Consider the following 26,154-nt stretch of genomic DNA (forward strand, 5'->3'; position numbering starts at 1 on the left):
TATTAAGAAACACTCAAGAATAGCTTTTATTCCCTATGCTTTTGCATCGAGATATTACATATCATACTAGGTTTACCCAAACCCCTACCGCAATCGGAACAACACCAGGAACCGCTGACGCATACCCTCGAACTTCATAGACGTTCAGCACACCATAGATAAGCAAGCGACGCGATGCACCTTCTCCCGCATCCTCGGCATCACCCCCGCCGAATACATCCACCGCTTCAAACGCCCCATTAAAACCTAGCGCATCTCTATTAAACCTTCGCTGTCTTCTCCTTCGCCGCATGGTACTTCTCCAACAGCTTCCGTCCCTTCGCAGCCAGCTTCTTGGCCGCAGCCTCAGTCTTCGGCACCGCCTCACCCCAGGCATGAGCGCTCAACGCTAACCGCGTCGGCTCTCCATCCTTCACCATCGGCCCTCGCGGATGCGTAAAGTGCCTCGTCAAAAACGAGCCCTTCCTCCGCATCTTCTCCGGAGTATCCGCCTTCCCCTTCACTCCGGGCTTCAAATTCGCCCCCTCGGTCGTCTTGTAAAACTCCCGCCCAGCAGCCGTAAGCCCTCCCTCAGGATCCTTACCCTTTGCAGGCATCGACTTAGCCCCAGTCTTCTTCCCCGTCATTTTCTTCGCAGTGGCCATCTCCTCCACCTCCCATCCCTAGGATCCATGCCGCCCACGGCAAGGTAGTACAGCCCAACTCTCGAATTCCCCCCTTCCTTCATCCGCTCAAAGACAAGCCCTTGACAATTCACCCAGCGCAATCGGTTACGATTTCCGCAGCAATCAGGCTCCGAAACAAAATGCACTTCGCGCACAAGAAACTCTCTGAAGTGCTTTTCTATTTCTCCAATAGCTGATATATAAAGTTCAGTCCTTTCCTCATTCAACAAAAATTCACAAGCGACAGCTCCTGAGCTCCCGTCGCTTGGCTGCTGTCTCTTCAGCACCATCGGCACCAAAACCGATTCGCGAACGCACATACATTAGTCGATCAGTCGCTTCAGAAACTTTTTTGGAGGCAGCTATGAGCAGACGTATCTATGCAACCGCTCTCATCGTGTTGTTGGCAGTTCTTACCGCCACCGCATTCGCGCAAAACGCCACCACCTCACTCCGCGGAGTCGTAAAAGATCCCTCCGGAGCAGTCATGGCCAACGCCACCATCACCCTGCTTGACAACGCCACCGCACAAAGCTTCTCCACAACCTCCAAATCAAGCGGCGAGTACCAGCTGCTGCAGATTCCTCCCGCCAAGTACACCATCTCGGTCTCAGCTGCCGGGTTCGGTAATCAAACCAAGGTCGCCGAGCTTCTCGTCAACCAGCCTGCCACCGTCAACTTTGTACTCTCACTGCAATCCTCCAACGAGATCGTCAACGTCTCCGCAGAGGCCCAGACCCTCAATATCACCGATGCCTCCCTCGGAAACTCCACTAGCAACGCCACCATTCAGGCCCTGCCCAGTGAAACCCGCAACGTCCCCGACTTGCTCAGCCTCCAGCCCGGCGTCTTCTTCCTGCCTCCGCCGTCCAACCCCCAGCTTCAGGACAGCCGCAGCGGCGCAGTCAACGGCGGCCGCTCCGACCAGGGCAACATCACCCTCGACGGCGTCGACGACAACGACCAGGTCAACGGCTTCGCCTTCTTCGGCGTCCTCCGCCAGACCCAGGACTCCATCGAAGAGTTCCGCGTAACCACCGGTATCGCCAACGCAGACTCTGGCCGCTCCTCCGGCGCTCAGGTCTCCCTCGTCACCAAATCCGGCACCAACAAATTCCACGGTGCGGCCTACGAGTACAACCGCCCCACCATCACCGTTGCCAACGACTTCTTCAACAAGCAGGCTCAACTCAACGCAGGCGAACCCAACCGCCCCGGCAAGCTCATCCGCAACATCTTCGGTGGCGACCTCGGCGGCCCCATCATCAAAGACAAGCTCTTCTTCTTCGCCAACTATGAGGGTCAGCGCCAGGCCGAAAGCGCACAGGTTGTCCGCACCGTTCCCACGGCACTCTATCAGCAGGGCATCCTGCAATATACCGGCTCGGGCGGCGAGACCGTCGCACTCACGCCAGCCCAGGTCGCAACTCTCGATGCAGGCTGCACGGTCTGCAACACCGCCGCCTATGCCCCTGGGCCGGGACCAAACCCCAACGCCCTCGGCTACTTCAACTCCGAGCCCGCGGCGAACGGCTTCAACGCCGGCGACGGCCTCAACACCGGCTCCTTCTCGTTCGCCTCACCCAACCCCAAGACACTCAACACAACCATCGTCCGCTTCGACTATCTGCCGTCTCAAAAACATCGGCTCTTCGTCCGCGGAAACCTGCAAAAAGATACGACGGGTGGAGAAGAACAGTTTCCCGGTCAGGGCCCCTCTTTTTCGCTCATAGATAACAGCAAGGGAATCACCGTTGGCGACACCTGGTCCATCTCTGCCACCATGGTCAACGACATCCGCTACGGGTACATCCGGCAGGGCTCCGGCAACTCAGGCGTCGGCACCGGAGACTACGTAGACTTCCGCTATCTCGACTTCGCGACCTCCGAGGCGCGCAGCATCATCGTCAGCGTTCCCGTCAACAACATCATCGACAACTTCAACTGGACCAAAGGCAAACACAGTATCCAGATCGGCGGAAACTGGCGCTTGGTCCATCAAAATCGCTCCTCCAACGTCAACTCCTTCAACTCCGGAACATCGAATCCCTCCTGGCTTGGAGGCTCTCCGCCGGATCCCTCCACTCTGGGCCTGGATACCGTCAGCGACGGCTTCTCTTCTTCCTTCGTCCAAGCCTATGCCAACCTCGTCGGCGTCATCCCCGAGGTCACCAATCTCTACAACTACGCCGTCAGCAGTCCAACCACAGGTACCCTCCTCGCCGATGGCGCTCCCATCGACAGACACTTCAAAGCCAACGAATACGAGTACTACGTACAGGACGCCTGGCGTCCCGCCCCAAACCTGACTCTCACCTTCGGTCTGCGTCACACCATCCTTCAAACACCTTGGGAGACCAAAGGCCAGCAGGTCGCCCCAACCATCGATACTCACGCCTGGTTTACGCAGCGCGAAGTTGCCGCGCTCCAGGGACAAATCTCTGAGCCTGATCTCACCTTCGCCCCCAGCGGACCCTTCTACAACCAGCCCGGCCTCTGGGCAAAGTCGAAGAACAACATCGCACCCCGCTTTGCACTCGCCTACTCGCCCAATGCCAGGACCTCCATCCGCGCTGGCGTTGGCATCTACTACGACCACTACGGCCAGGGCCTGATCAACACCTTCGACCAGAACGGAGCCTACGGACTCTCATCCTCCGTCTCCAATCCCGCCAGCACCTACAACGTCGAGAACTCGCCACGCTTCACCGACCGTCGCACCCTTCCCTTCACCAACGGAACCGCACCGCCCACCCAGACCTTTCCCTTCACTCCTGCAGAAGGCAACTTCGCCATCACCTGGGGCCTCGACAGCAAGCTCAAGACGCCTTACTCCGAGGCATTCGACTTCTCTGTTCAGCGAGAGCTCCCCGGCGGCTTCACAATCGAAACCGCCTACGTCGGCAGGCTCGGCCGCCATCTGCTGCAAAGCCAGGACCTCACCCAACCCGTAGACTTCGTCGATCCGCAAGGTGGAGGTGACTACTACACCGCTGGCGGCCAGCTTTCAGCGTTGGTCGATCAGAACGGTGGAAACCCCGCTGCCACCGTCCAGCCCATTGCGTACTTCGAACATCTCTTCCCCTACTTGGCTGGCAACGACTATCCAGGCGAAAGCGCGACCCAGGCCATCTATACCAACGAGTGGGCTCCCTTCCGCACCAATCTCGGAGCGACCTCTGCTCTCGCAGATATCGACTTCTTCTGCTTCAACGGGACCCTCGGCGTTCCCTACAACTGTCCCGCCGACCATCAGTCCCGCTTCTGGCAGGATCAGTTCTCCTCCCTCTATGCCCTCACCACCATCGGCATGAGCTACTACAACGCCGGCCAGATCACCCTTCGCCATCCCATGAGCCACGGTCTTCAGGCTGACATCAGTTACACCTACTCCCGCTCCATCGACTTCGGCTCTGATACAGAACGCAGCACGGAGTTCTCCAACGGAGTCGCCTTCGGCAACAGCAGCATCATCAACACCTGGAAGCCCTCGCTCAACCGAGGCGTCTCCGACTTCGACACCACCCATCTCCTCACCGTGGACTACGTCTACCTGCTCCCCTTCGGAAAGGGTGCATCCTTTCTCTCCAGTGCGGGAAACCTGGTCAACGCCTTCATCGGCGGCTGGCAGCTCTCCGGGATTCTCCGCGCCACCAGCGGCCTGCCCTTCACCCTCGGCGAACCCGGGTGGACCACCGACTGGCAGCAGGGCGGCTACGGCATCGTCACCGGAAAGGTCAAAGTACACAAACACTTTGATCAGAACGGAAACCCACAGTTCTTCGCCGACCCTGACGCCATCAACAGCGGTATCAGCACAGGAGGACCAATCCGCCTGCCCTATCCGGGCGAGGTGGGTCAGCGCAACAACTTTCGTGGCGACGGCGTCTTCGATCTCGACTCGGGCCTATCGAAGCGCTGGTCTCTCGGCGACTATGGTGGCCTCAAATTCGCCTGGGAGGTCTACAACGCCACCAACACAGTGCGCTTCGATGTCCCCATGAATCTCCAGTCTCAGTTGACCAGCGGAACTCTCGGAGTCTCTAACACTCTGCTAGGCACTCCCCGTCGTATGCAGTTCTCCTTGCGTTACGACTTCTAACCAACAAGCGGCGCAGGCAGAATCAAATCCGCCTGCGCCGCTTCACAACCCAACGCCTCAACGCGCCGTCAAGCTGTAGAAGGCATAAGCGTCGGTGCTTCCAGCACGGTTGTCGACTCCACTCCGCTGGCCAGGCGAGTGATCGTCAGCACAGTTACATTGTCATCCTGACCGAAGACTACAGCCGCTTCCGTGGCCTGCTTCGCATCGGGCCTCGTTGCGACCAGTCGCTGCAGACGTTCGAAGCCGAAGAGTTCCCCGGTGGAGTTACGCGGACGGAGACGGGAAGATTACTGACGTGGCAGCAAGGGAAACACCCATCCACAGAGCCCACTATCGAACGTCAGCTTCGCTGGTACTTCAAAGTATCCTTCGCCAGACGCGATCGTCATCGACGCGGTCGCCCAGCCTGAAGGTGCAGCGCCCAACCTCAGAAAAACCATGTCGGCTGTAAAAGCGCTTCGCCCGTGCGTTGTGGTCAAACACCGTCAGATAGATCTCGGACGCACCGTCAGCACGCGCTGTGTCGAGCGCCCAGTTCATAAGTCTTTCAGCGACGCCTTGCCCTTGCCAGCGACTGAGGACGTAGATCTGCTGCAGCTCGACCGCCCCCGGCTGCGGCTCGGGCGCTGAAGCCCTCAGAGGGGAAAGCTTCACGTAGCCGATGAGCTGATCTCCAATCGCGGCAACCTGCCAGCGAACCGAAGGATCGCAGAGATCACTCTCCATCGCGCCCCCGGGTCCGTAAGCTTCATCGAGAAATTGCTCAAACGGAACCGGATCATACAGAGGAGCAAACGTGTCCGAAAACGCCCTTCGCGCCATCGCGCCAAGAGCAGAAGCGGCATCTTTCGTCGGCGTGAAGTAATGAAGGATCTCGTTCATCGTCTGCTCCTCAACATACTAAAGACCAACTCGTTTACTTCACGACTCACGAAACAGGCGTGCACCAACTAATACGAGAACAAATGCCGGCCGCACGAGAAATAATGCAGGGTGCCCCATATCTCGATTTTGAGATGTGGGTATTCGTGCGAAGCACGAGCCGCCGTCCATTCCATAAGAGAAAGATAAACGCAACTCTCAATCCCAGAATCAGCTAACCTCAACGCCCCCACAAAAACACTTCACTCAAACAACCGCCCAACCTCTGCACCTCCGGGATACCACACCCTCCCGTCCTCCACCCTCGCAAACTCCGTCATCTGATGCTCCCGCCGCGAGCTCCCACCCGCCGCAGTAACAAAGACATCCTCCACCATCCCGCCACGAGCCAGCACCGCATCGCCAATCAGCGAACGGTGACAGCGCCACGGCACCGCCTCCGCGCACATCACCACCGTCGCCTCCAGATCCGGCAGCCCCATCAACCAATCGATCTCTCGCGCAAACTCCGGCATCTGCATGTAGTCCGCATATCCGCGAAAGCTCTCGTTCCGCCACCCGGTATTCACACTGTCCCTCTGCGCCTTCCTGCGTCCACCCAGCCCAACCCGCCACACCCCGCCGATTCCAACCCCGTCCAGCGAACGAAACAGACTCTCCTGCCCAAACTGCGGATACCTCTTCGACCCCGGATATCGCCTCACGTCAACCAGCCTCGAGCACCCGTTGTCGTTCAGAGTCTGCAGAAACACCTCGAGGCTCAACGTCGAGTGCCCAATCGTCATCATCGCCCGCACCGCCAAAATAAAGTTCAAAACCCTGTCACTTTTTTAGAAGCCCAAAACATCGTTGCTTAGCCACCACATCAGCCACGCAAACCACCACGCCTACACCACCAAAACACCACGTCAAAACACGAACATTTCGCAAAAACCCCAACAAAAACACCACTCCACCACAACAGAAAAAACTCTACTCATAAAACGAAAAAACGGGCGGCCCGGCAACCGCCGAACCGCCCGCCTGAACTCCATCAACCTACACGACAGCCTGCAGAACCTCTTCCCGAACCGCTTCGTCCTGGACCTTCTCACGCTGCGTCTTCGGCAGCGCAACCGCCAGCACGTCTTCAATTCGGGTAGCGTAGTGAAGCGTCACACCTTCAATCTGATCCGGCGTTAAGTCCTCATCTACCTGCTGCTTACAGTCTCGCGGCAGAATCACGTCCCGCACGCCGGCACGCTTCGCCGCAAGGAACTTCTCCTTTATTCCGCCCACCGGCAACACGTTGCCGCTCAGCGTAATCTCGCCCGTCATCGCCGTCAGCGGATGCACCGGCGTATCCGTCAACAGACTCACCAGCGCAGTCGCCATCGTCACACCGGCCGATGGACCATCCTTCGGAATCGCCCCTGCAGGCACATGAATATGCAGGTCCATCTCCTTGGTAAAGTCTTCATCGAGCCCTAACGACGCGGCATTCGAGCGCACCCACGTCAACGCGGCCTGCATGCTCTCCTTCATCACATCACCGATCTGACCAGTGATCGTGAAGCCGCCTTTGCCCTTCATGCGGTTCGCTTCGATGAACAAAACATCGCCGCCCGCCGGCGTCCACGCTAGTCCTACTGCAACGCCAGACCGCTTCGTACGCTCCGCAATCTCAGTATCCACGCGGACTTTAATGCCACCAAGGAACTCGTGAACGACCTCAGGAGTAATCACAACCTTCTCCGTCTGCCCCTCAGCCATCTTGCGCGCAACCTTGCGGCAAACAGTACCGATCTGCTGTTCAAGCTTACGAACACCAGCCTCACGCGTGTAGTGCCGCGCGATCAGATGAACGCTCTCCTTCGGAAACTCAATCTGCTCTTCCGTAATGCCGTTCTCTTTGATCTGCCGCGGAATAAGGTATTTGATGGCGATATTCACCTTCTCCTCTTCCGTATAACCCGTCAGTTCAATGATCTCCATACGATCCAGCAACGGCCCGGGGATCGTATCCAGCTGGTTCGCCGTGCAGATAAACAGCACCTTGCTCAAGTCAAACGGCTGATCGAGATAGTTGTCGCGGAACGTATTGTTCTGCTCCGGATCAAGCGTCTCCAGCAGCGCACTCGCAGGATCGCCTCTGAAATCGCGGCCCAGCTTGTCGATCTCATCCAGCATGAACACCGGGTCCTTCACCTCAACCCGCTTCAGATGCTGAATGATCTGCCCTGGCAGTGCACCGATATACGTTCTTCGATGCCCGCGAATCTCCGCCTCGTCATGCATGCCACCCAGCGAGATGCGCGAGAACTTGCGATCCAGCGCCTTCGCAATCGACCTCCCGAGCGAGGTCTTGCCCACGCCGGGAGGCCCAACGAAGCAAAGGATCGGCCCCTTCATATCCGGTTTCAAACGCCTCACCGAAAGGTAGTCGAGAATGCGATCCTTCACCTTCTTCAAGCCATAGTGATCCTCATCGAGAATCCCCTTCGCCTTCAGAATATCCACCTCGCCCGAAGAGGTCTTCCCCCACGGCAGAACCGCCAGCCACTCCACATAGTTTCGCGTCAGCGAATAGTCCGCAGCAGCAGGATTCATTCGGCTCAGACGCCCCAGTTCCTTCAGTGCATCCTTCTTCACATCCTCCGGCATGCCAGCGGTCTCGATCTTCTCCTTCAGCTCCGCGATGTCTTTCTGGGTATCGTCCTGGTCGCCAAGCTCCTTCTGAATCGCCTTCAACTGCTCGCGCAGGTAGTAGTCCCGCTGCGATGACTGAACCGAATCCTGAACCTCGGTTTGGATCTTGTTGCGCAGTTGCTGTACCTCAAGCTCCTTCGCAAGGTGCTTGTTGATGCGCTCCAGTCGAGCCGATACATCCGGCGTCTCCAGCAGCTCCTGCTTATCGCTGGTCGTCAGGAAAGGGAGAGAAGAAGCAATGAAGTCCGCCAATCTGCCCGGCTCGTCAATATTGATCGCAATCGTCTGCAGGTCATCGCTCAAAGTCGGAGAGGAGGTCACAATCTGCTGAAACTGACTCACCACATTTCGCTGCAACGCCTCAGCCTCAGGGCTCTGCTGCGGCTCTACATCAGGAATCGCCACATACTCCGCCATCATAAACGGCGTCAGCTGGGCAAACTCGCCAACGTGCACCCGTTCATTGCCCTCGGTAAACACAAACAGGCTCTGGTTCGGCATCTTGACGACCTTGTGCACGGTCGCCCGCGTACCCGTAGCGAACAGGTCCGCGGCCACGGGAGAGTCCTGCCGAGCATCCCGCTGGGCCACCACCAGGATGGTCTTTTCTTCACCCAGCGATTGGATCAGCTGGATCGAACTCTCACGCCCTACCGTCAAAGGCAGCACCGCATGAGGAAATAGAACCGTATCCCGCACAGGCAAAACGGGGATTGGCCGGCGGTCCGAAGCTTCAGCACCACCCTCTTCAGTATTTTTTGAGGCTGTCGGTTGAATCACACTTACAAAATCATTCGGCATTGAGTGTACCTCTATCAGATTATCCACTATTCGATGCAGCAAGTCCTGCTTCGGTCGCAAATCCACCCTCCCCTCTCAAATCACCCGTTCGTTCTTTCCTGTCATCGGCCATAACTCCTTTTCCATCAGTAAATAGCCCGCTAGGATTCGCTGGATGAGGTCACACTGGAAGAGATCAGCTTCCTTCGGCTCACTGACCACTTTCCGCAAGGTCGCGTAAACACAAGTACCGTACCGGGCATCCTACGCCTTCATCCGTGAGCTTGCCACTTCCCGCTCGAATCTCCAGCAAGACATCAACAGCCCATTCCCGGCTGCCTATGCAGCCCGATAGTGTCCCAGCACCTTCACCATTCGGCAATGTCCGCGCAGGGCACTGAGAGCGGCCTCAGGCTTCTCCACCGTATCGAAGCGCACATCAACGTAAAAGACGTACTCCCAGGGACTCCCTGGCACCGGTCTGGATTCGATCTTGGTCAGATCAACCCCGGCGTCTGCCAACCGCTGCAGCGCCGCCACCAGGGTGCCCGGACGATGATCAATGGCAAATGCCAGGCTCATCTTGTTCGCATCCCTTATATCCAGCACCTGCGAAGCGTCGCCATCGCGCCGCACGAGGTGAAATCTCGTGTAGTTCTCCGCATGATCTTCCACGCCTGCCACCAGAACCTCAGCCCCATACTGTGTTGCAGCAAGCACAGGAGCGATCCCGGCTACATCCCGTAAACCCGCTTCCATCAGGTGCTTCACGCTACCCGCAGTGTCATAAAAAGGAACAACCTCAAACGCGGGATGCGCAGCCAGATATCTCCGGCACTGGGACAACGCCACCGGATGGGACATCACCCTCCGCACCTCACCGAGCTTCACCCCAGGCATCGCAATCACATTGTGCCGAATCCGTAGCAGACTCTCGCGCTCGATGTGCACCGGCAGATCAAGCAACAGATCGTAGTGTTCCGCCACTGACCCATGCAGGCTGTTTTCAATCGGCAATACTGCCCCATCGACTTCATAGGCAATCACTTTGGCAAGAACCTGAGCCGAAACTGTACACGCGATGATCTCCAGATCGTGATGGTTGCCTAGCATCTCGACAGTCGCCATATGACTGTTTGAACCCAACTCCCCCTGAATCGCGACCTTCAATCGACACCCCTTATCCAGATCCCATATTTTATTCCCATTGGCAACCTCCCTGGCGAACCTGGCAACTTATCTCAAGAAGGGCCACAGTCGTTGAATGCCATCACAGCGAACCGGGGAAATTAAATCCGGCAATCGTTTTAGGAGAACGAAATGCTTTGGACGATCACCATTATTCTCTTCATCCTCTGGGTCGTTGGACTCGTGAGCAGCTACACCCTCGGTGGATGGATTCACATTCTTTTGGTCCTTGCCATCATCGTGCTCATCTTCAACTTGCTCTCCGGTAGACGAGCACTCTAACAACGACGTACTCAACCGCAGCCCTCCCGTTTTACCCATGGAAGGAGCAATATGAACACCGAAAAAGTAGAAGGAAAGTTCGACCAGGTCGCAGGCAAGATTAAACAAAGCGTTGGCGAAGCTGTCGGCAATCAGAAGCTCGCTAACTCAGGAGTAGCTGATCAGGTAAAAGGTGCAGCTAAGGAGACATGGGGCCACGCCAAAGACGCAGCCTCTGCAGCTAATGACGATGCAAGAGCACGTGCTGATGTCAGAAGCGAAGACTATAAGGTCCGCGCCGAAGACACCGCACACAATATGCGCGAGAAGATTGCAAACACAGCGCAAAACGTAAAAGACAGTGTGAACGAGAAGCTGGATAACTTCAAGCGCGAGCATAAGAGCTAAACCGAAGTAGCGCGCTCTACAGAAAAGCCCGCCTCGAGGCGGGCTTTTCTACGGATGCAGCAGCACATCAGCCGCAACGAACCCGAAGAACACTACCGAGATCACTCCATTCAGAGTAAAAAACGCCGCATTCATCCGCGACAGATCCTTCGGCGAGATAATCGAGTGTTCATATAGCAGCAGAATCGCGACCAATCCGACGCCCAATCCGGCGATTCTTCCTAGCCCAAATAACTCCATCAACCAGCAGAGCAGAAGCAACATCCCCAGGTGCATCGCGCGAGCAATCCAGAAAGCCGTTGCAATGCCGAAGGCCTGCGGCACGCTATTCAGTCCAGCCTTGCGGTCATGTTCGAAGTCCTGACACGCATACAGCACATCAAAGCCTCCCACCCACAACAGCACCGCTGCCGTCAGCACCACAATCCTTAGATCGAGCGACCCTCTCACCGCGATCCACGCAGCAGACGGAGCAATCCCCAACGCCAGCCCCAGAACCAGGTGCGACCACCGCGTCACGCGCTTCATATAGCTGTAGGCCAACACCACCACCAGCGCAACGGGAGCAAGCTCCAGCGTCAGCCGGTTCAGCATCGCTGCGCCCACCACAAACAGCGCCATTGCCGCCACGACAAACGCAGCAACAAAGCCGCTGCTCAGCGTACCCACCGGCAAAGCCCGCATCGCTGTTCTAGGATTCGCCGCATCCAACCTGGCATCTGCGAGCCGATTGAAAGCCATCGCCGCAGACCGCGCCGCCACCATGCAGACGATGATCCATCCCAACACCCGCAGCTTCGGCCAGCCCCCCGCAGCCAATACCGCGCCCGTCAGCGCAAACGGCAGCGCAAACACCGAATGCTCCCACTTAATCATCTCAAGTGTTACAACCGTACTCTTCCACAACGATGCCATCTCTCTATCGTAAAAGAGTTGGGCTGCGCCGACCTCCCCACCAAAGCACAAATCTGAAAAAGCAGCTTTATTTGTCCGATTTCTCCGCCGTACCACCAACGACCTCAAGGTTATTCACTACCTTGAAGACCCCCGAAACAGTATTCGCCCGAATATTCGCTACATCTTTATCCGATTGGCTGTCCACGACCCCCGACAGCGTCACATTGCCGTTTACCACGGTAATCCGAATAGGTTTCGCCGGATCGATCGCATATTTATTCAACTGCGGAAACCCATAGATCGACCGCGCCTCCGCCAGCCGAATCCGGTCATCCATCGGCGACACCGGAGCCACCTCCACATTGTCGATCACGTCCTTGACGCCTGCATAATTCTCCACCAGGCTAAGTGCGGAATCCTTATCTGTCGGTCCGTATGCCGCTCCACCAAGAGTGACGACTCCCTTCTCCACGCCAATCGTAAACGCATTGAACGCCGTCGTTCCATACCCCACGCGGTCGTAAGCCAGCTTCTCCGCCAGCTTGTTCCGCAACGTCACATCGTCGACCTCGGGTCCCGCCACCTCAATCTGATTCTCGACGCCCTTCACATTCTTTCGGTGATGCGCGCGATCATCCGCATCCAGCTTCGCGCTGTACAGATCCACCGTTCCCGTCAGCGTCACCACACCACCCTGCACAGAACTCTTCACGTCCTTGAATCTCTTGTTATCCAGCGCCTTCGTCACATCCGTCTGGATCTGCGCATCGTTCGGCCCTGATCCCACATTCGCCGCCGCTGCCTGCGCCAGACCACTCGCTGTCCCGCCCAACATTACCAGCCCGGAAAACCCCAATAGACCAACGCACACCAGATTCCTAGCTCTGTTCATACTCTTCCTCCGAAGATGTAAGCATCACTGCAATCAGCCCTGTTGTCATCGAGTACGATGCACTTCCGCCTGGGCACGCTATCGATATCTCTTCCGCAGCTTATACACAATGCTGAAGACGCCCGATTCGTCGCGTCCGATCACAATCGAATTATCGTGGTTCAAGTCATACTGCACCTGGATCAGTTGCTGTGCCGACGTATTCACGTTCGTCGCAAACGTAGCCGTAATCTGCCGCGACAGCTGCTGCTGCACTGTAATTCTGGCCGACGACCCGCCCAGCGTACCTACGAACGCCGGGTCGATCTTCACGCTGCCCACGCCAAACAGCTTCTCCACCCGGTTGCTCACCGTAGCGTTCAACGCGCCGCCAAGTAATGCGCTCGTCGTTGGATCGGTCCCCTGTTGCACCTGCCGTTCCTGATACAGCTGCGCCTCTTCCTGCGTCCGCCCCAGCGCCAGCAGCGCAAACACGTCCGACTCACTCAGCGGCGGCTCCGACCGGTACGTCGGCTTCAGATTCGTCGAAGTTCCATGCAAGCCAATCGTAATGTCGTAGTTCTCCACCTGCGCCGTAGCGTCCAGATCAATGATCGGATCGATCCGCACCGGATTCGTAAAGTAGATCTCCCCACGCTGCAGTTGATACTTCGTCCCGGCAAACGTCGCGCTTCCCTCATTGATCTCGATGCGCCCAAGCACCGAAGGCACCGCCGCCGAACCGCGAATCTGCAGATCCACCGTCCCCGCAAGCTTCGCGTACGAGTTCTGAAAATCTAGCTGCGGCGCGCTCGTCACATGCACATCCAACCGGATCTTATTCGCCGGCGAGTTCGGGTCAGGTGGTGGACTTACCCCACCCGCGGAGCCGAACGCCGCAAAGTCGACATCCGCCCCCACGCCAAACCGCGTGATCAAAATCGTCCCGCTCAACAGTGCGCTATCCGGTCCGCCCTGCAACTTCAGATTCGCATTCGCCGTCGCACTCAGCCCATACAACCGCACCCGCACCACGTCGCCCGTAGCCGACAAATCCGCATACAAACCATTCTTATAACGAATGAATCCGCCAATCTTAAGCGTGCCTCCGCCGGTCGTCGCCGTCACGTTCTGCACCTGCAGTCGATCGCCGTTGAAGACCAGTGTCCCGTTCATATTGCTCAACCCATTCGGCACACCATCTACTGCGACATTCACCTTTTCAAACTGCACCTTTCCCGTCAGCTCAGGGTTCGTCACATGGCCGCCGGCGCCGACGGTGAAATCCACCTTGCCGGTCGAAATAATATCGGAGTCAAACGTGTGCAGCAGGGTCATGCTCACGCTTCCGTTCGCGGAGACATCCAGCTTGCCGCCCTTCGGATCCGTCGCTCCAAACAGCTGCGCCGTCCCACTCGCCCGCATATCCGTATCCTGACCGGTGATATGGACCTGTTCAAGCGTCGCCAACCCGTCGCGCAACCCTACACGCAGCGGCTCGGCTGCCTTCAACTCCACTCCCTGCAGCTTCACATCAACCTGACTAAACTCAGCCTCGCCGCTCAACGCCTTCGGAGTCTTCAGCGGTCCGCTCACCGTCGCCATGCCGTTGATCAGGGACTGCGCCTTCACCGTTCCCGGCCCGAACATCGCCATCGGCTTGCCGATATCCAACCCCGCTACTGTCATCTTCGCCTGCATCTGGTACTCGCCGGTCAACCGCGTCTGCCCTGAAGCCTCCAGCTTCGCCCCCACCACCGTTGAACTCGCTGTAAAGTACATCACCTCGCCCTGGCTATGCGCCTCCATCATCGCCTCGCCAATCCCCTGCCCCCGATACGACACGCCACTCAACGCAATGTTCGCCTTCAGCCCCGGCTGCGTCAGCGTTCCATTCGCATCCGCAACCAGGTTCACCGTCCCATCCACATCGTTCTTGGCCTTCTTCACCGTCTCGAACTTCGACAGCAAGATATCGTGCCCTTCGATATGACCATGTAACTTATCGCTGCCCATGTCATATCCGCCGTTCCCGGCAATCTGCATTCCATGCAGCCTCAGCACGACGTTGCTTGCCTCCACATCCTTTCCCTGCACCGTCAAATCCGCTACAGCCGACTCGTAAGGCTCCCCATAAGCCACGCCGTTCATCAGTGAAAGATGTCCGCCCCCACTCAAACTCCGCAACGTCCCCACCGCATGTCCATTCAGTGCGACAGCTCCCGTCAAAGAAACCTTCTCCTGCTGTCCTGCAATCTGCAACACATCCACCACCTGCGCATTCGCTAGCTGAACCTTCGCATCCAGGGCCATCCCGTCATCCCACACATAAGTCGCTACGCCACGCCGGGACACCACCTTCCGCGGCGCAATCTTACCCACTAGATTCAGTACCGCCGTCCCGCGTTTGATCGTCGAACTCGCCACCACAACCCCGGTGTTCGGCGAATACTCTGCATCCGTCACCACCGAATCGATCAGAACATCCGTAGTCCCCAGCGCAAACTCCGCATTCGTCGCCTGCAGATGTCCCTTCACATCCAGATCCGCAATCTTTCCCTTCGCCATTCCATTGAACTGCATCGCCCCATGCAGTACCACTGGAATCGCAGCCGTCCCCTTCTTTCCATTCCCCTCCAGATCCAGCGTCGTCAGCAACTGGTTGTACTCCGACAGATCCCGCACTGTCATATCCACCCGCAGGTCCGTCAGCGGATCGCCCTCGTTCACGCCCAGCACTCCCGAAGCCTCGAAGTTAGTCGCTGGCATCTGCAGCGAAATCTGCTGAATCCGCACCGTCTCATTGCGCCCCGTGTAATGTGCCAGCGTCTGACCCGTCACTGGCACATCATTCAACGCCCCGCGTCGTTTCACTCCAGTCGGCGCAAACGTCAGATTGCCATCGACCTCCACGGTATCGGAAATATCCTTCGCCGGGCCGCCCCACTCCACCTTCACCGGTCCGCTCACAGCCGTATCGAACCCCAGGTCGCCATAGTCCACCGGCGCCGTCACATCCATAATCGTTCGTAACGGAATCTTCGAAACCGTTGCAGTCAGGTAAGCATGCGCCACCTGCACCTGCGGCACCTTCACCGACTCTGTAATCGGCTCCTTTGCTCCAATCGCCTTGGCGGTCGTATTCGTCGTTGCCACTGCGGCCCTCGTCGTCGACGAGCTTAGCGCCACGTCCTGCGACGGTACTTCGCCCAGCCAGTTCGCAATTCGAAGCTCTCCTGCAGCGCTCCCGCCACCAGGCAGATATCCCGTCAGCGCCGTCAATAAAAGTTCCGTCGGCGTCACATGCAGCGTCGCTCCACCATCCACATCATGCAGCCGCACATGCTCGTCTCTGTACGCAGCCTTATGGATCTTCGCCGTTCCCGCCAGCAGATATCCGGCCACACAATCCGGATCCGGTGGCAGAGGTTTCAGTGGCACCGTCGTTTCTTTAGGATGACTCCGCCGCCAGAACGGCGGATGCTTCTGCGCAACCGCAGGCGACGTCGCACAGTTGTGACCGTTCAAATCCAGGTCCACCGTCCCCGCGTTCAAACCATCCACATCCGCAAGCACCGAAACCTGCTTTACATCGAGCGTCCCATTCACCTTTGCCTGCCACTCCGGCTTGGCAAAGTGACGGAAGCTCCCGGTAGCATCCAGCTTGGAACTTTTACCGCTGGTGAACTCAAATTTCTTCAACTCCACCGCATCCCGCCCCAGATCCACACCCAAACTCAGAGACGACTGGGCCTCTACCTGCTTCCCCATCTTCGTTCGCAGATCCTTCAGGTCCACCGTCGCGCCATACTGATCCGTCGCAGCAAGATAGTGCACCTGCGCATCGAGATCCCGCGCTGCCAAGTTGAAAGGAATCGCCCGATTATTCAGGAGCGCCACGCCATTCGAAAGCACCACCTCCTGCGCCTTCAGATCCAGCAGTGTATCCGTAACCGAAGTCTTGCTCGTGCTCGGATGCTTCGGCACGGGCTGGTTCGTCTTCCCGTCTTTATCTACGATCAAGTGGAACTGCGGACGCTCTACTCCCAGGTAGTTCAACCGCACATGCGACGAGATTCCACTTCCAGTCACGTGCGTGAAGAAATCGAAGATCTGCACGCGAAGCAGAACCTTGTCCACGGCGATGTAAGGTGCCTCACCGGGACCCTCTAGTCCGTGAATCATCAGTCCATCTGCCTCAACCGCGAGGTGCCACAGGTCGAAGCTGATCTTCGCCAACTCCACCCGCCCGCCCGTCGCATCCTCCAGAACTTTCACGACCTCCTTCCCCACCCTCCGATTGAAGTCGTTCGTCTTCGAGTACCATGCAAACGCGCCGAACAACACAAGCACCAACACCAGCAGCACAAGCACGGTCCAGCCAATCCAGATCATCATCTGCTTGGCCAGCGACCGCTTCACCTTTGCGATCTCGCCCGCGACCTTCGCCTCTAACTCATCCTTCTTCTCGTGAAGTCTCTTCTCCAGGTCGCTCATGGCGCCACCTCACCCGGAGTCATGACCTTCACGCTTCCCTGCACCCGCAGCGACTTCAGCCAGTCCACCAGCAGCGCTCCCACCTGCTGCTGCAACAGCACCTCTTCAATCCTCTTCGAGATCGTATCCAGCTTTGGCGGAGCCACATTCTTCTTCGTGTACTCCGGCAGCATCTTCGTCTCGTAGAACTCCTTGATCTCAGCATCCGAGATCTTTATCCCATTCCTGAAACGCACCTCGATAAACTTCAGCAACACCATCCGCTGCCGCCACCGCTCGCGAAACTCCTCCTCCGTAAACCCGTGGCTCGCCAGAAACTTCGTCCATCCCTCATCGGTCGCACATTGAAACTGCTGCTTGCAATCCGGGATATCTTTTCGCAGCATCGCCAACTGATCATCCAGCTCCTTATCCGAGACCGCATCCTCCGGCTCGAGCGCTGACTGCTGCAGAATTAAAGCCCGATCGATCAACCGTTCAATCGTCTTATCTCGCGAGCGATCGGCCGCCGTCCGACGGTAAGGTTGAATCTCTTCAAACCGCCTCTCCTCATCGACGTCGCTCTCCAGAATCACATCGCCATTCACCACTGCAACCAATCGATCCAGTTCCACCCCTTGCCGCGAAGTGGTATCGATGGAAGAATTCGCGCTCCCAGCCTGTGGAGCCGCGATCTGCTGAGCAGCCGCCCCCACAGGCCCCCACGCGAGCACCAACACAGCCGCACCTGGCAACAACCACCGCGTCATCGAGTTGTGCGTCATCCAGCGCATCTAGAAGCTCTCACCGATACTGAAGAAGAAGTTGAAGTGCGAAGCCTGACCCTCATGCGGAGGGTTGTTGTTGAAGTCGTAAATAATCGGATACACCGGAGGATTCAGGTTATAGCTGAAGTCCACGCGAATCGGCCCAACCGGCGTCTTGTAGCGCGCGCCCAATCCCACAGCATGCGAAAAATAATTGAAGTTGCAAGTCCCGATACTCCCCGACACATTCGCGCAGGTTGATTTATTCGGCTGATTGAATCGCGTAAAGCTGGGAAACATATCCTTCGCATTCTGAAACACGTTCCCCATATCGTGAAAGATCACGAAGCTCACGCTGTTGCCCACAAGCGGCAGCGTCTGCGCCGGCAGCCTCAGCTCGAACGTATTTACGAACGCCGCAGACCCGCCTACCGGAAAGCCCGTCTGCAAATCCCGCGGCCCGGCCCCGTTGATCGGAAATCCGCGATGCGAGTTCGCCCCGCCCGCATACAGCCGCTCCGGCAGTGGAATAGCACTGCAACTTGGGTTAGTTGTCAGTAGGCCCCCAACGCAAGCAGCATTACCAATATTCGGATTCGACCCCGAAGCCCTCTCATATCCAATCCGCGTCTCTCTCGCAAACACGTACTTCTGCTTGCCAAACTGGTAGTACGTCGAATTCGTCCCATCCAGCTTCCAGAAGTCCGTCTGCGATCCAAACCTCGATGACGCCACAAACGTCTGCAGCGTCGAGTAAGACCCCTTCACCGCATCCAGCGGCCCCGGCGACCGCGTATCGTGAAACCACGTCACCCCCGGCCCACCCACGCGCACCGGCTGAGACAACAGCGGAATCAAATCCGCAGACACCTGCAGGCTGTTCGGATCCACCTTCACCCGGCGATAGAGAAAGTCATAAATAAACGTGTCCCTGCGTCGAAACTTCTCCGTAACCCGAAAGTCCCCTTGCAGCGTCGAAGCTTCGAACGTCGTAATGTCCTGCACATTGGAGTAGCCGCCCGAGATCGCCGCGCTGAAGTTCTTACTCCCGCGCAGATGCGGATTCTGCAGCGTCAAAATCGCAACCTGCTCCAGCAAACCGTACGTCGTGTGCAGCGTCAGCGAATCCTCACTTCCCCTCAGGTTGATCCTCGACACATCCAGCGATACTCGTGGGCTCACGCCCGGTTTGCCCTCCGGAGACAGTTGGTTGCAGGGAAAGGTCAGTCCAAGCTGAATACACGACGCCTCGGAGATCGTGCCTGCCTGCGGTGTCCCCAGCGCCGCTTCGAACCCAAACCCGTACGTCACATTCCACCGTTTAGCCTCCGTCACCTGCAACACCACGTTCTTCTGCGGAGCGTCGCCCACCGGATTCTGCACCGCCGCCACCACCTCGTTGAACAGCGCAATGTTGTAAAGATTTCTCTGCGTCTGCAGCAGCGCCGTCTGGTCCAGCGGATCACCCGCATGCACCAGAATCTGCGACTCCACCACGCTGGGCCTCGTCTTCTCCACCCCGGACAGCAGCACCCGGTTGACGAACACCTGCTGCCCCTCCGTCACATTCAGCGACACATCCGTCTTATCCGCGTCCGCCGCCTCCTTCGTCTGCTTCAGCTCAACCTTCACCTGGTCAAACCCATGGGCAAGGTAGTACTGCAGCACCGTATCGCGATCACCCGAAACCGTCACCAGCGAAAACGGCTGCCCTGGCTGCGCATTCATCAACCCGCGCACATCCTGCGTCCGGCTCGCATCCACACCCTCCAGATCCACCTTGCCAAACTTCTGCTGTGGCCCTTCGACAATGGTGTAGGTCACGGCGATCTCACCCGCCTTCAGCGGCTTTCCGTTCTTCGCGGTCGTAACATCCTTCACATCGGTGGTCACCTTCGCCTCATCGAAGCCATTCGCCCGATAAAGCGCCTGGATCGCACCCACATCTGCCGACACCAGCGCCGGGCTATACCGGCCGCTTCGTTGATAGGCATTCGCCTTCTGTACTCTCATCCGCTCAAACAGCAGATCATTCGAGAAGTACTTATTGCCCTTCAAGTCCACATCAATCACCTTGTGCTTCAGCCCACGATCCACCGTGAACACCACCTGCTCCGCCGTCGTCCCGCTGCCCACCACCCTCACATCCACCTTCGAGTCGAAGAACCCCTGTTGCTGCTCGAAATCGCGTATGTTGAACACGCCCTCGTTCAAAAGATCGTTATCGATCGTTCCCTCTTCGAAGATCGGAACCAGCAGGTGCAGGCGGCTGGTTCCAATCTTCGCCCCCTCCACCGACACCTTCACCTCAGGTCCCTGGTTCGCGTGGAACTCATAGTCCACCTTGTCACGTGCATCGTCATACGTCTGCTTCTGCAGCGTAACGGTCGCCTCTAACCGGTTCTTCTTCTGATAAAGCTTGCGCAGTCGGTCCAGCGCATTGCTCGTCGTATCCCGCCGGATCTTGCTGTTCTCCTTCAGCTTCGACCTCTTGCGAAACTCCTCAGGCGTCAGCCCCGTATCGTCGCCTACCAGCTTGATCTCGCCAACTCGTGCCTGCGGCCCAATGGAAACCGTATAGGTTACATTCACCTGGTCGCCCGCCGTGTCGACCTCGGACTTCACCGACACCTTCGGCTCGTAGTACCCCTGCTGCTGCAGAATCTCCTTGATCCCGGCCGTTCCCGCGGCAATCTGAGCATCGGCAAACGCGGTTCCCGGCGAAAGCTTCGTCGCAAACTCCAGCAAGGAAGTCAGCCTCTCAATCTTGACTCCGGCAATCGTCACTCGCCCTACATAGAACCGCGCCGCCCCAGCGAAGATCAGCGTCACCTGGTCGCCCTGCCGAATTCCACGAACCGAGATATCCCGGTATCGTCCGCTCGCGTAGAGCCGCCGCAAGCTCGACCGCACCTGCTCAGGATCCAGTGGCGCTCCCGCCTTCTGCGTCAACTCCTTCGGCAGCGTGTCCGTCGCATCAAATGTCACGCCCTCGAATAAGATCTTCTCGACGATTAGCCCCTTCCACTGCCACACACTGTTCGTCAGACCAGCGTTCTTCTCAACAGACGCGTCCGTCGCACTCTCACCCTTCTCAGTCTGCTGGCCTTCTGCCGAAGCTGCGGTAGCCGCCGAAGCAGCTGCGGTGGGCGGCGGCGCCGAAGGGACTGCAGGCGTGGAAGCCGCCGGCACCCCTTGCCCCAAAACCAATGGTCCCCACACCAGGAGTCCTAGCCACAGCGCCGCGCAACAACCGCACCTCATCCAGCGTGGTATCCGCGCGCGACCTCGAAGCACCTGACCCAAAAAACCACCCATCATTCCTTATCTAATTTGAGGAGCCCAGCAAGTCTTTCACGACACACCACGAATCCGCATCCAGGCCGAACCACGCCGCCAGTTAGTCTCCGTAAGATGCCGAAAACCCCTGATTCGTCAACCCGTTCCCTACGCATCCGTCCTTCCCTATACTACGAAATAGCCGCTTCTTTAGACGGCACGATCTTCATCATGTCAAAGCCTCCCGCATCCCCCTCCGAAGAACCGGCGACACGCACCCGCCTCGGCACCCCCGGCGAGCAATCCCCGATCTCCGCCCCGGCAGCTTCAACCGCTCCAGATCCCATCCCCGATCAAGAACGATACTCCCGCCAGATCCTCTTCCCCGGCATCGGAGCCACCGGCCAGCATCTCCTCGCCTCCGCTCACGTCGCCATCATCGGCGTCGGAGCCACCGGAGCCGCCACCGCCTCCCTCCTCGCACGCGCCGGAGTCGGCACCCTCACCCTCATCGACCGCGACTTCGTCGAACACTCCAACCTCCAGCGCCAGATCCTCTTCGACGAAGCCGACGCCCGCGATGCCCTCCCTAAAGCCGAAGCCGCCCGCCGCAAGATCGCCCTCTTCAACTCCGCCATCACGGTACACTCTCACATCGCGGATCTCGTCCCCGCCAACATCCACGAGCTCCTCGCAGCCGCTCACCTCGTCCTCGACGCCACCGACAACTTCGAAACCCGCTACCTCCTCAACGACTACTGCGTCCAGCACTCCAAACCCTGGATCTACGCTGCCGCCATCGGCGCCTACGCCGCCACTATGAACATCCTCCCCCGCCACACCAAGGCCAGTACCGACAACTGGCATCCGACCGCCTGTCTCGCCTGCATCTTCCCCAAGCCGCCCACCGGCCCTGTAGAGACCTGTGACACCGCCGGCATCCTCTCCACCGCCGTCAACCTCGCAGCCTCGCTCCAGGCCACCGAAGCCCTCAAGTTCCTCACCCGCCAATCTCACCTCATGCGCCGAACCCTCCTCTCTTTCGATCTCTGGTCTCTCGAAGGCAACGGCAACTTAGCACGCAGCGAGATCAGCACCGCCAAACCCGACCCATCCTGCACCGTCTGCGGTCAGCGAATCTTCACTCACCTCGCCGGCGAGGGCCGCCCCCACATCACCCTCTGCGGCCGTAACTCCGTCCAGATCCACGAGCACCACCGCCCCGTCGACTTCGCCGCCATGCGAGACCGCCTCACCCCCCACGCCGACATTCACGACGTCCGCTTCAACGATCTCCTCCTCCGCTTCAAACGCGGCCCCCACACCTTCACCCTCTTCCCAGATGGCCGCGCGCTCATCCAGGGCACCACCGACATCACCCTTGCGCGCTCTCTCTACGCCCGCTTCATAGGCTCATAAACGAGGTCAAGGCCGACAAATCCATACAGATCGCAGCCCGTCCACACAAACAACCCTTTCCACCTGTGATCCATCTGATTGATCTACGACCATTTCTTCCGTTTGCGGTAGGCTCGAAGCAGGCGAAAACTTAACGGTGACCCATTAATTTAGTCCGGAGTCTAGCTATGGACGTCCAAGGCCAACAAATGACCCAATCAGCACCGACCCCAGGCGTCTTCAAACGCAACCCCCCCATCGCGGGAGAAGCAGAAGCCATTGAAGCGGCAAAGAACGGAGACGCAGAGGCTTTTTCCAAGCTCTACGCACTCCACAAACGCCGCGTTTACACCCTATGCCTCCGCATGCTCGGCAACGTCTCTGAAGCCGAAGACATGACCCAGGAGGCTTTCCTCCACCTCTTCCGCAAGATCGGCAGCTTCCGCGGAGAGTCCGCTTTCTCCACCTGGCTTCACCGTCTCACTGTCAATCTGGTCCTTATGCACCTTCGCAAGAAGGGACTCAACCTCGTCTCCCTAGAAGAGACCATCAACCCTTCAGAAGAAGACGCGCCAAAACGCGACTTCGGCAGCCGCGACCTTGCGCTCACCGGCTCGGTCGACCGCGTAGCTCTCGAGCGCGCCGTCGCCTCTTTACCTCCCGGCTATCGCATGGTCTTCGTCCTCCACGATGTCGAAGGCTTCGAACACAACGAGATCGCCACCATGCTCGAGTGCTCCACCGGCAACAGCAAGTCGCAGCTTCACAAGGCCCGGCTCAAGCTCCGCGAACTCCTCCGCCAGCCTGACCCAATCGCCCAGCCAAATGGCCTCAAGGAGGTGGCGGTATGACTGAATTTCAATCGCTCGACTTCGACAAGATGACCCCAGCCGACTTCGAGCAATATCTGCCTGAGTTCTTCTCCAACGGCGACGGCCACGTCAGCAACGATCCGCGCCTCCAAACCTTCCTCAGGAACAACCCCGACTGCGCCGCTCTCGTCCGCGACCTCGAAGCCATCGCTGACCAGGCCCGCAGCCTCTTCGAACCCACCGAAGATCAGGATCCAAGCGACGCCGTCTGGAGCAACATCCAGAACAAGCTGAAACAGGATTTAGGCGGCGAAGACGAACTTCCCATCCCCCAAACTGTATAACAAACCTACGAATGCAAATAGCCCAGCCTTCGCACTCTCATCGTGAAGGCTGGACTGTTTCGAGTCACCGATCTAACCGCCACCGAAGGCTACCTTACCCTCCATAAAAGCATCTCGAACACCCCAACACCGTCATTTAGAACACCCATAAAGAATTCGTCATCTCGACCGAAGCGACGGACAGTCTCATCGTCCGTCGCGCAGTGGAGAGACCCCCGCATTCAGTCTTTGTTCTTGCCAACCGTCCGTTCGTCAACCCCTCCCAACCCTCTATTCGTCAATCCGTCCCAACCCCTTGCAATACCCCAAACACGCGTGTATCGTCTTACCAGCATGTCGAGCCGCTTCCAGTTCGCTTTTTTTACCTACTCCTATTGGCGCCACCCAGCGGCCAGTGGAGTCCTCGCATGCATCTCTGAAAACACCTAACAACCTTCAGAGACTTCGATCTTCCCGAGCCGCAACCCACACCAGGTTGCGGCTCTTTCATTTCTGCAGTTCTCAAGGAGAGGCAATGACCACCATCGAACCCAAGACTGAATCCGGCAAAGAGACCCGGAAAGAAACCAAGACCGCACCGACCATAGCACTCCCTGTCGGGCTCAAACGCATCGTCCTCACCGGCTTCATGGGCGCGGGCAAATCCACCATCGGCCGTCTCCTCGCCGCACGCCTCGGCTGGAACTTCCTCGACCTCGATACTCACCTCGAAGCCCGCACCAACGCCACCATCCCCCAGCTCTTCGAGCAGCACGGCGAAGCCCGCTTCCGCCGCTTGGAGTCCACCGCCCTCGCCTCTGCCCTCGGCTACAGCAACATCGTCCTCGCCCTCGGCGGCGGAACCCCCGAGGACCTCACCAACCGCCTCCTCCTCGAACAAACCCCCGCCACCTTCACCATCTTCCTCGACGCACCGTTCCCCACGCTCTTCGACCGCTGCATGTTGCAGGACATCGCTCGTCCCGTCCTCACCGATCCCGATGCCGCCCAGCTCCGCTTTGAGCGACGCCACCCCCTCTACCGCCGCCTCGCTGGTCTCACCATCGAGACCGCCGACCAGACCCCAGATCAGACCGCAGATCAGGCCATCGAGGCGCTCCTCGCAGCCGGCCTACTCAAATCGTGACCACTCCCCGCCAATCTGTAACCAAAGAGGGAACGAATAAAGGGTTCACGAGCACCGAGTAGAACCAAACTCCGCACTTTCGCTCCTAGGCAGTGGAAGCGCACACTATCTGCATCTCAACGTCAGCACCCAGGAGAACCCGGCTGACCAACCCCGCGCCCGACGACCTCACTCCCTACGAGAAAAAAAGCCGCGCGCAGTTCCGCGGCAATATTCTCTTCTTCTTCGCCGTCATTCTCCTGCTCGCCCTCGCCTGGACCCTCCAAAAAGAGCTTCTGATCCTCTACGTCAGTGCTCTCTTCGCAGTTGTCCTCATGCCTGCGGTCACCCGCATCCGGCAGTTGAAGCTTCGCGGCTACCACCCCTCTCGCGGCGTGGCCATCGTCATCCTCATCGCAGCCGTAGCGTTAGTTCTCGGAGTATTCTTCACCACCGGCCTCCCACCTGTTCTACGCGATCTCCGCAACTTCTCCGCCGACCTCCCCCAGCGAATTCCCGAGGTCGTCGCCCGCATCAAGAAGTTGCCCCTAGCCGACAAGTTCGGCATCGACTCCCTCGCCCAGCGCGCCGCTGGAGCCTTCGACGCCACCGCTGGATATCTCTTCACCTCGCTCCCCCTCTGGCTCTCCCACATCTTCGACATCCTCACCGCCACCTTCCTCTGTATCTACTTCATGCTCGAAGGCGAGCACGCCTACCAGTTCTTCCTCTCTCTCTTCCCCAGTTCCGAACGCCACCGTCTCGACTCGACCCTGAAAAAAGCCGAGCGCAAGGTCAGCAAGTGGCTCCTCGGTCAGGGCCTCCTCATGCTTGTCCTCGGCGTCTCGAGCACCATCGTCTTCGGTCTCCTCCACGTCCGCTACTTTCTCCTCCTGGGCTTCCTCATGGGCCTCTTCAACATCATCCCCATCGCTGGCGGAGTCATCACTATCGTCATCGCTGCCGGGGTCGCCGCACTCGACTCCTGGACCAAGATGGCCGGCGTCCTCATCTTCTACGCCATCTACATCAACGTCGAAAACGCCGTCCTCACTCCGCGCATCATGCGCTCCAGCGTCAACCTCATGGGCCTCACCGTCCTCGTAGCCCTGCTTTTAGGAACAGCTCTCGCCGGCATCGTCGGCGCCCTCGTCTCGGTCCCCACCGCCGCCCTCATCACCGTCCTTCTGGAGGAGTACGCTGTACAGAAAGACTGAACGAGCCATCG

Annotated in this window: 18 protein-coding genes; 8 read left to right on the forward strand and 10 right to left on the reverse strand. The window is 58.2% G+C overall.

Features of this window, described 5'->3' with window-relative positions:
• Positions 1–260: 260 nt before the first annotated feature.
• Positions 261–644, reverse strand: a complete 384-nt coding sequence (locus tag GSQ94_RS09065; protein ID WP_216843054.1) for a DUF6321 domain-containing protein — start codon at positions 642–644, stop codon at positions 261–263.
• A gap of 385 nt (positions 645–1,029) precedes the next feature.
• Here GSQ94_RS09065 and GSQ94_RS09070 point away from each other — a divergent pair, with 385 nt between their 5' ends.
• The gene (locus tag GSQ94_RS09070) at positions 1,030–4,767 is read left to right on the forward strand and encodes a carboxypeptidase-like regulatory domain-containing protein (protein ID WP_158943213.1); all 3,738 of its coding nucleotides are present in this window, start codon (positions 1,030–1,032) and stop codon (positions 4,765–4,767) included.
• A 360-nt stretch (positions 4,768–5,127) separates the two neighbouring features.
• Here the strand turns inward: GSQ94_RS09070 and GSQ94_RS09075 are convergent, their stop codons facing one another.
• From GSQ94_RS09075 to GSQ94_RS09090, 4 genes are all read right to left on the reverse strand, one after another.
• Positions 5,128–5,652, reverse strand: coding sequence for a GNAT family N-acetyltransferase (locus GSQ94_RS09075; RefSeq protein ID WP_158943214.1), 525 nt, complete (start codon positions 5,650–5,652; stop codon positions 5,128–5,130).
• 242 nt (positions 5,653–5,894) lie between these two features.
• The gene (locus GSQ94_RS09080) at positions 5,895–6,467 is read right to left on the reverse strand and encodes a DUF488 family protein (RefSeq protein ID WP_254063752.1); all 573 of its coding nucleotides are present in this window, start codon (positions 6,465–6,467) and stop codon (positions 5,895–5,897) included.
• 223 nt (positions 6,468–6,690) lie between these two features.
• Positions 6,691–9,141 carry an endopeptidase La gene (gene lon, locus GSQ94_RS09085; protein WP_158943215.1) on the reverse strand — a complete coding sequence of 817 codons (2,451 nt, stop codon included), beginning with the start codon at positions 9,139–9,141 and terminating at the stop codon, positions 6,691–6,693.
• 318 nt (positions 9,142–9,459) lie between these two features.
• Entirely contained in the window at positions 9,460–10,290 is an 831-nt protein-coding gene (locus GSQ94_RS09090) for a prephenate dehydratase domain-containing protein (protein ID WP_158943216.1), read from the reverse strand.
• Positions 10,291–10,440: 150 nt separating this feature from the next.
• Between GSQ94_RS09090 and GSQ94_RS09095 the strand changes: the two genes are divergently transcribed.
• Together GSQ94_RS09095 and GSQ94_RS09100 are read left to right on the forward strand one after the other, a co-directional pair.
• Positions 10,441–10,590 (forward strand): lmo0937 family membrane protein, encoded by a 150-nt coding sequence (locus tag GSQ94_RS09095; RefSeq protein ID WP_125484556.1) that lies wholly within the window; start codon positions 10,441–10,443, stop codon positions 10,588–10,590.
• Positions 10,591–10,641: 51 nt separating this feature from the next.
• Positions 10,642–10,977 (forward strand): CsbD family protein, encoded by a 336-nt coding sequence (locus GSQ94_RS09100; RefSeq protein ID WP_158943217.1) that lies wholly within the window; start codon positions 10,642–10,644, stop codon positions 10,975–10,977.
• A 48-nt stretch (positions 10,978–11,025) separates the two neighbouring features.
• Here GSQ94_RS09100 and GSQ94_RS09105 read toward each other — a convergent pair whose 3' ends face one another.
• From GSQ94_RS09105 to GSQ94_RS09125, 5 genes are all read right to left on the reverse strand, one after another.
• Positions 11,026–11,892 carry a UbiA-like polyprenyltransferase gene (locus GSQ94_RS09105; protein ID WP_158943218.1) on the reverse strand — a complete coding sequence of 289 codons (867 nt, stop codon included), beginning with the start codon at positions 11,890–11,892 and terminating at the stop codon, positions 11,026–11,028.
• Positions 11,893–11,959: 67 nt separating this feature from the next.
• Positions 11,960–12,766, reverse strand: coding sequence for a BON domain-containing protein (locus GSQ94_RS09110; protein WP_158943219.1), 807 nt, complete (start codon positions 12,764–12,766; stop codon positions 11,960–11,962).
• A 78-nt stretch (positions 12,767–12,844) separates the two neighbouring features.
• Positions 12,845–17,242 (reverse strand): translocation/assembly module TamB domain-containing protein, encoded by a 4,398-nt coding sequence (locus GSQ94_RS09115; protein ID WP_158943220.1) that lies wholly within the window; start codon positions 17,240–17,242, stop codon positions 12,845–12,847.
• Entirely contained in the window at positions 17,239–18,015 is a 777-nt protein-coding gene (locus GSQ94_RS09120; RefSeq protein ID WP_158943221.1) for a SurA N-terminal domain-containing protein, read from the reverse strand. Before GSQ94_RS09120 ends, GSQ94_RS09115 begins: the two co-directional genes overlap by 4 nt.
• A complete protein-coding gene (locus GSQ94_RS09125; protein ID WP_254063753.1) occupies positions 18,016–21,180 on the reverse strand; it encodes a POTRA domain-containing protein in 3,165 nt (1,054 codons plus the stop codon).
• Between the two features lie 318 nt (positions 21,181–21,498).
• Between GSQ94_RS09125 and GSQ94_RS09130 the strand changes: the two genes are divergently transcribed.
• From GSQ94_RS09130 to GSQ94_RS09150, 5 genes are all read left to right on the forward strand, one after another.
• A complete protein-coding gene (locus GSQ94_RS09130; protein WP_158943223.1) occupies positions 21,499–22,686 on the forward strand; it encodes a ThiF family adenylyltransferase in 1,188 nt (395 codons plus the stop codon).
• A 167-nt stretch (positions 22,687–22,853) separates the two neighbouring features.
• The gene (locus tag GSQ94_RS09135) at positions 22,854–23,516 is read left to right on the forward strand and encodes an RNA polymerase sigma factor (RefSeq protein WP_158943224.1); all 663 of its coding nucleotides are present in this window, start codon (positions 22,854–22,856) and stop codon (positions 23,514–23,516) included.
• Entirely contained in the window at positions 23,513–23,821 is a 309-nt protein-coding gene (locus GSQ94_RS09140; protein WP_158943225.1) for a hypothetical protein, read from the forward strand. The genes GSQ94_RS09135 and GSQ94_RS09140 overlap by 4 nt, the downstream gene beginning before the upstream one ends.
• A 514-nt stretch (positions 23,822–24,335) precedes the next feature.
• Entirely contained in the window at positions 24,336–24,947 is a 612-nt protein-coding gene (locus GSQ94_RS09145; RefSeq protein ID WP_158943226.1) for a shikimate kinase, read from the forward strand.
• A 92-nt stretch (positions 24,948–25,039) separates the two neighbouring features.
• Entirely contained in the window at positions 25,040–26,143 is a 1,104-nt protein-coding gene (locus GSQ94_RS09150; protein ID WP_254063755.1) for an AI-2E family transporter, read from the forward strand.
• The last annotated feature ends 11 nt before the right edge of the window (positions 26,144–26,154 follow it).

The sequence above is a fragment of the Granulicella sp. S190 genome, from assembly GCF_009766095.1.
Taxonomy (GTDB): domain Bacteria; phylum Acidobacteriota; class Terriglobia; order Terriglobales; family Acidobacteriaceae; genus Edaphobacter.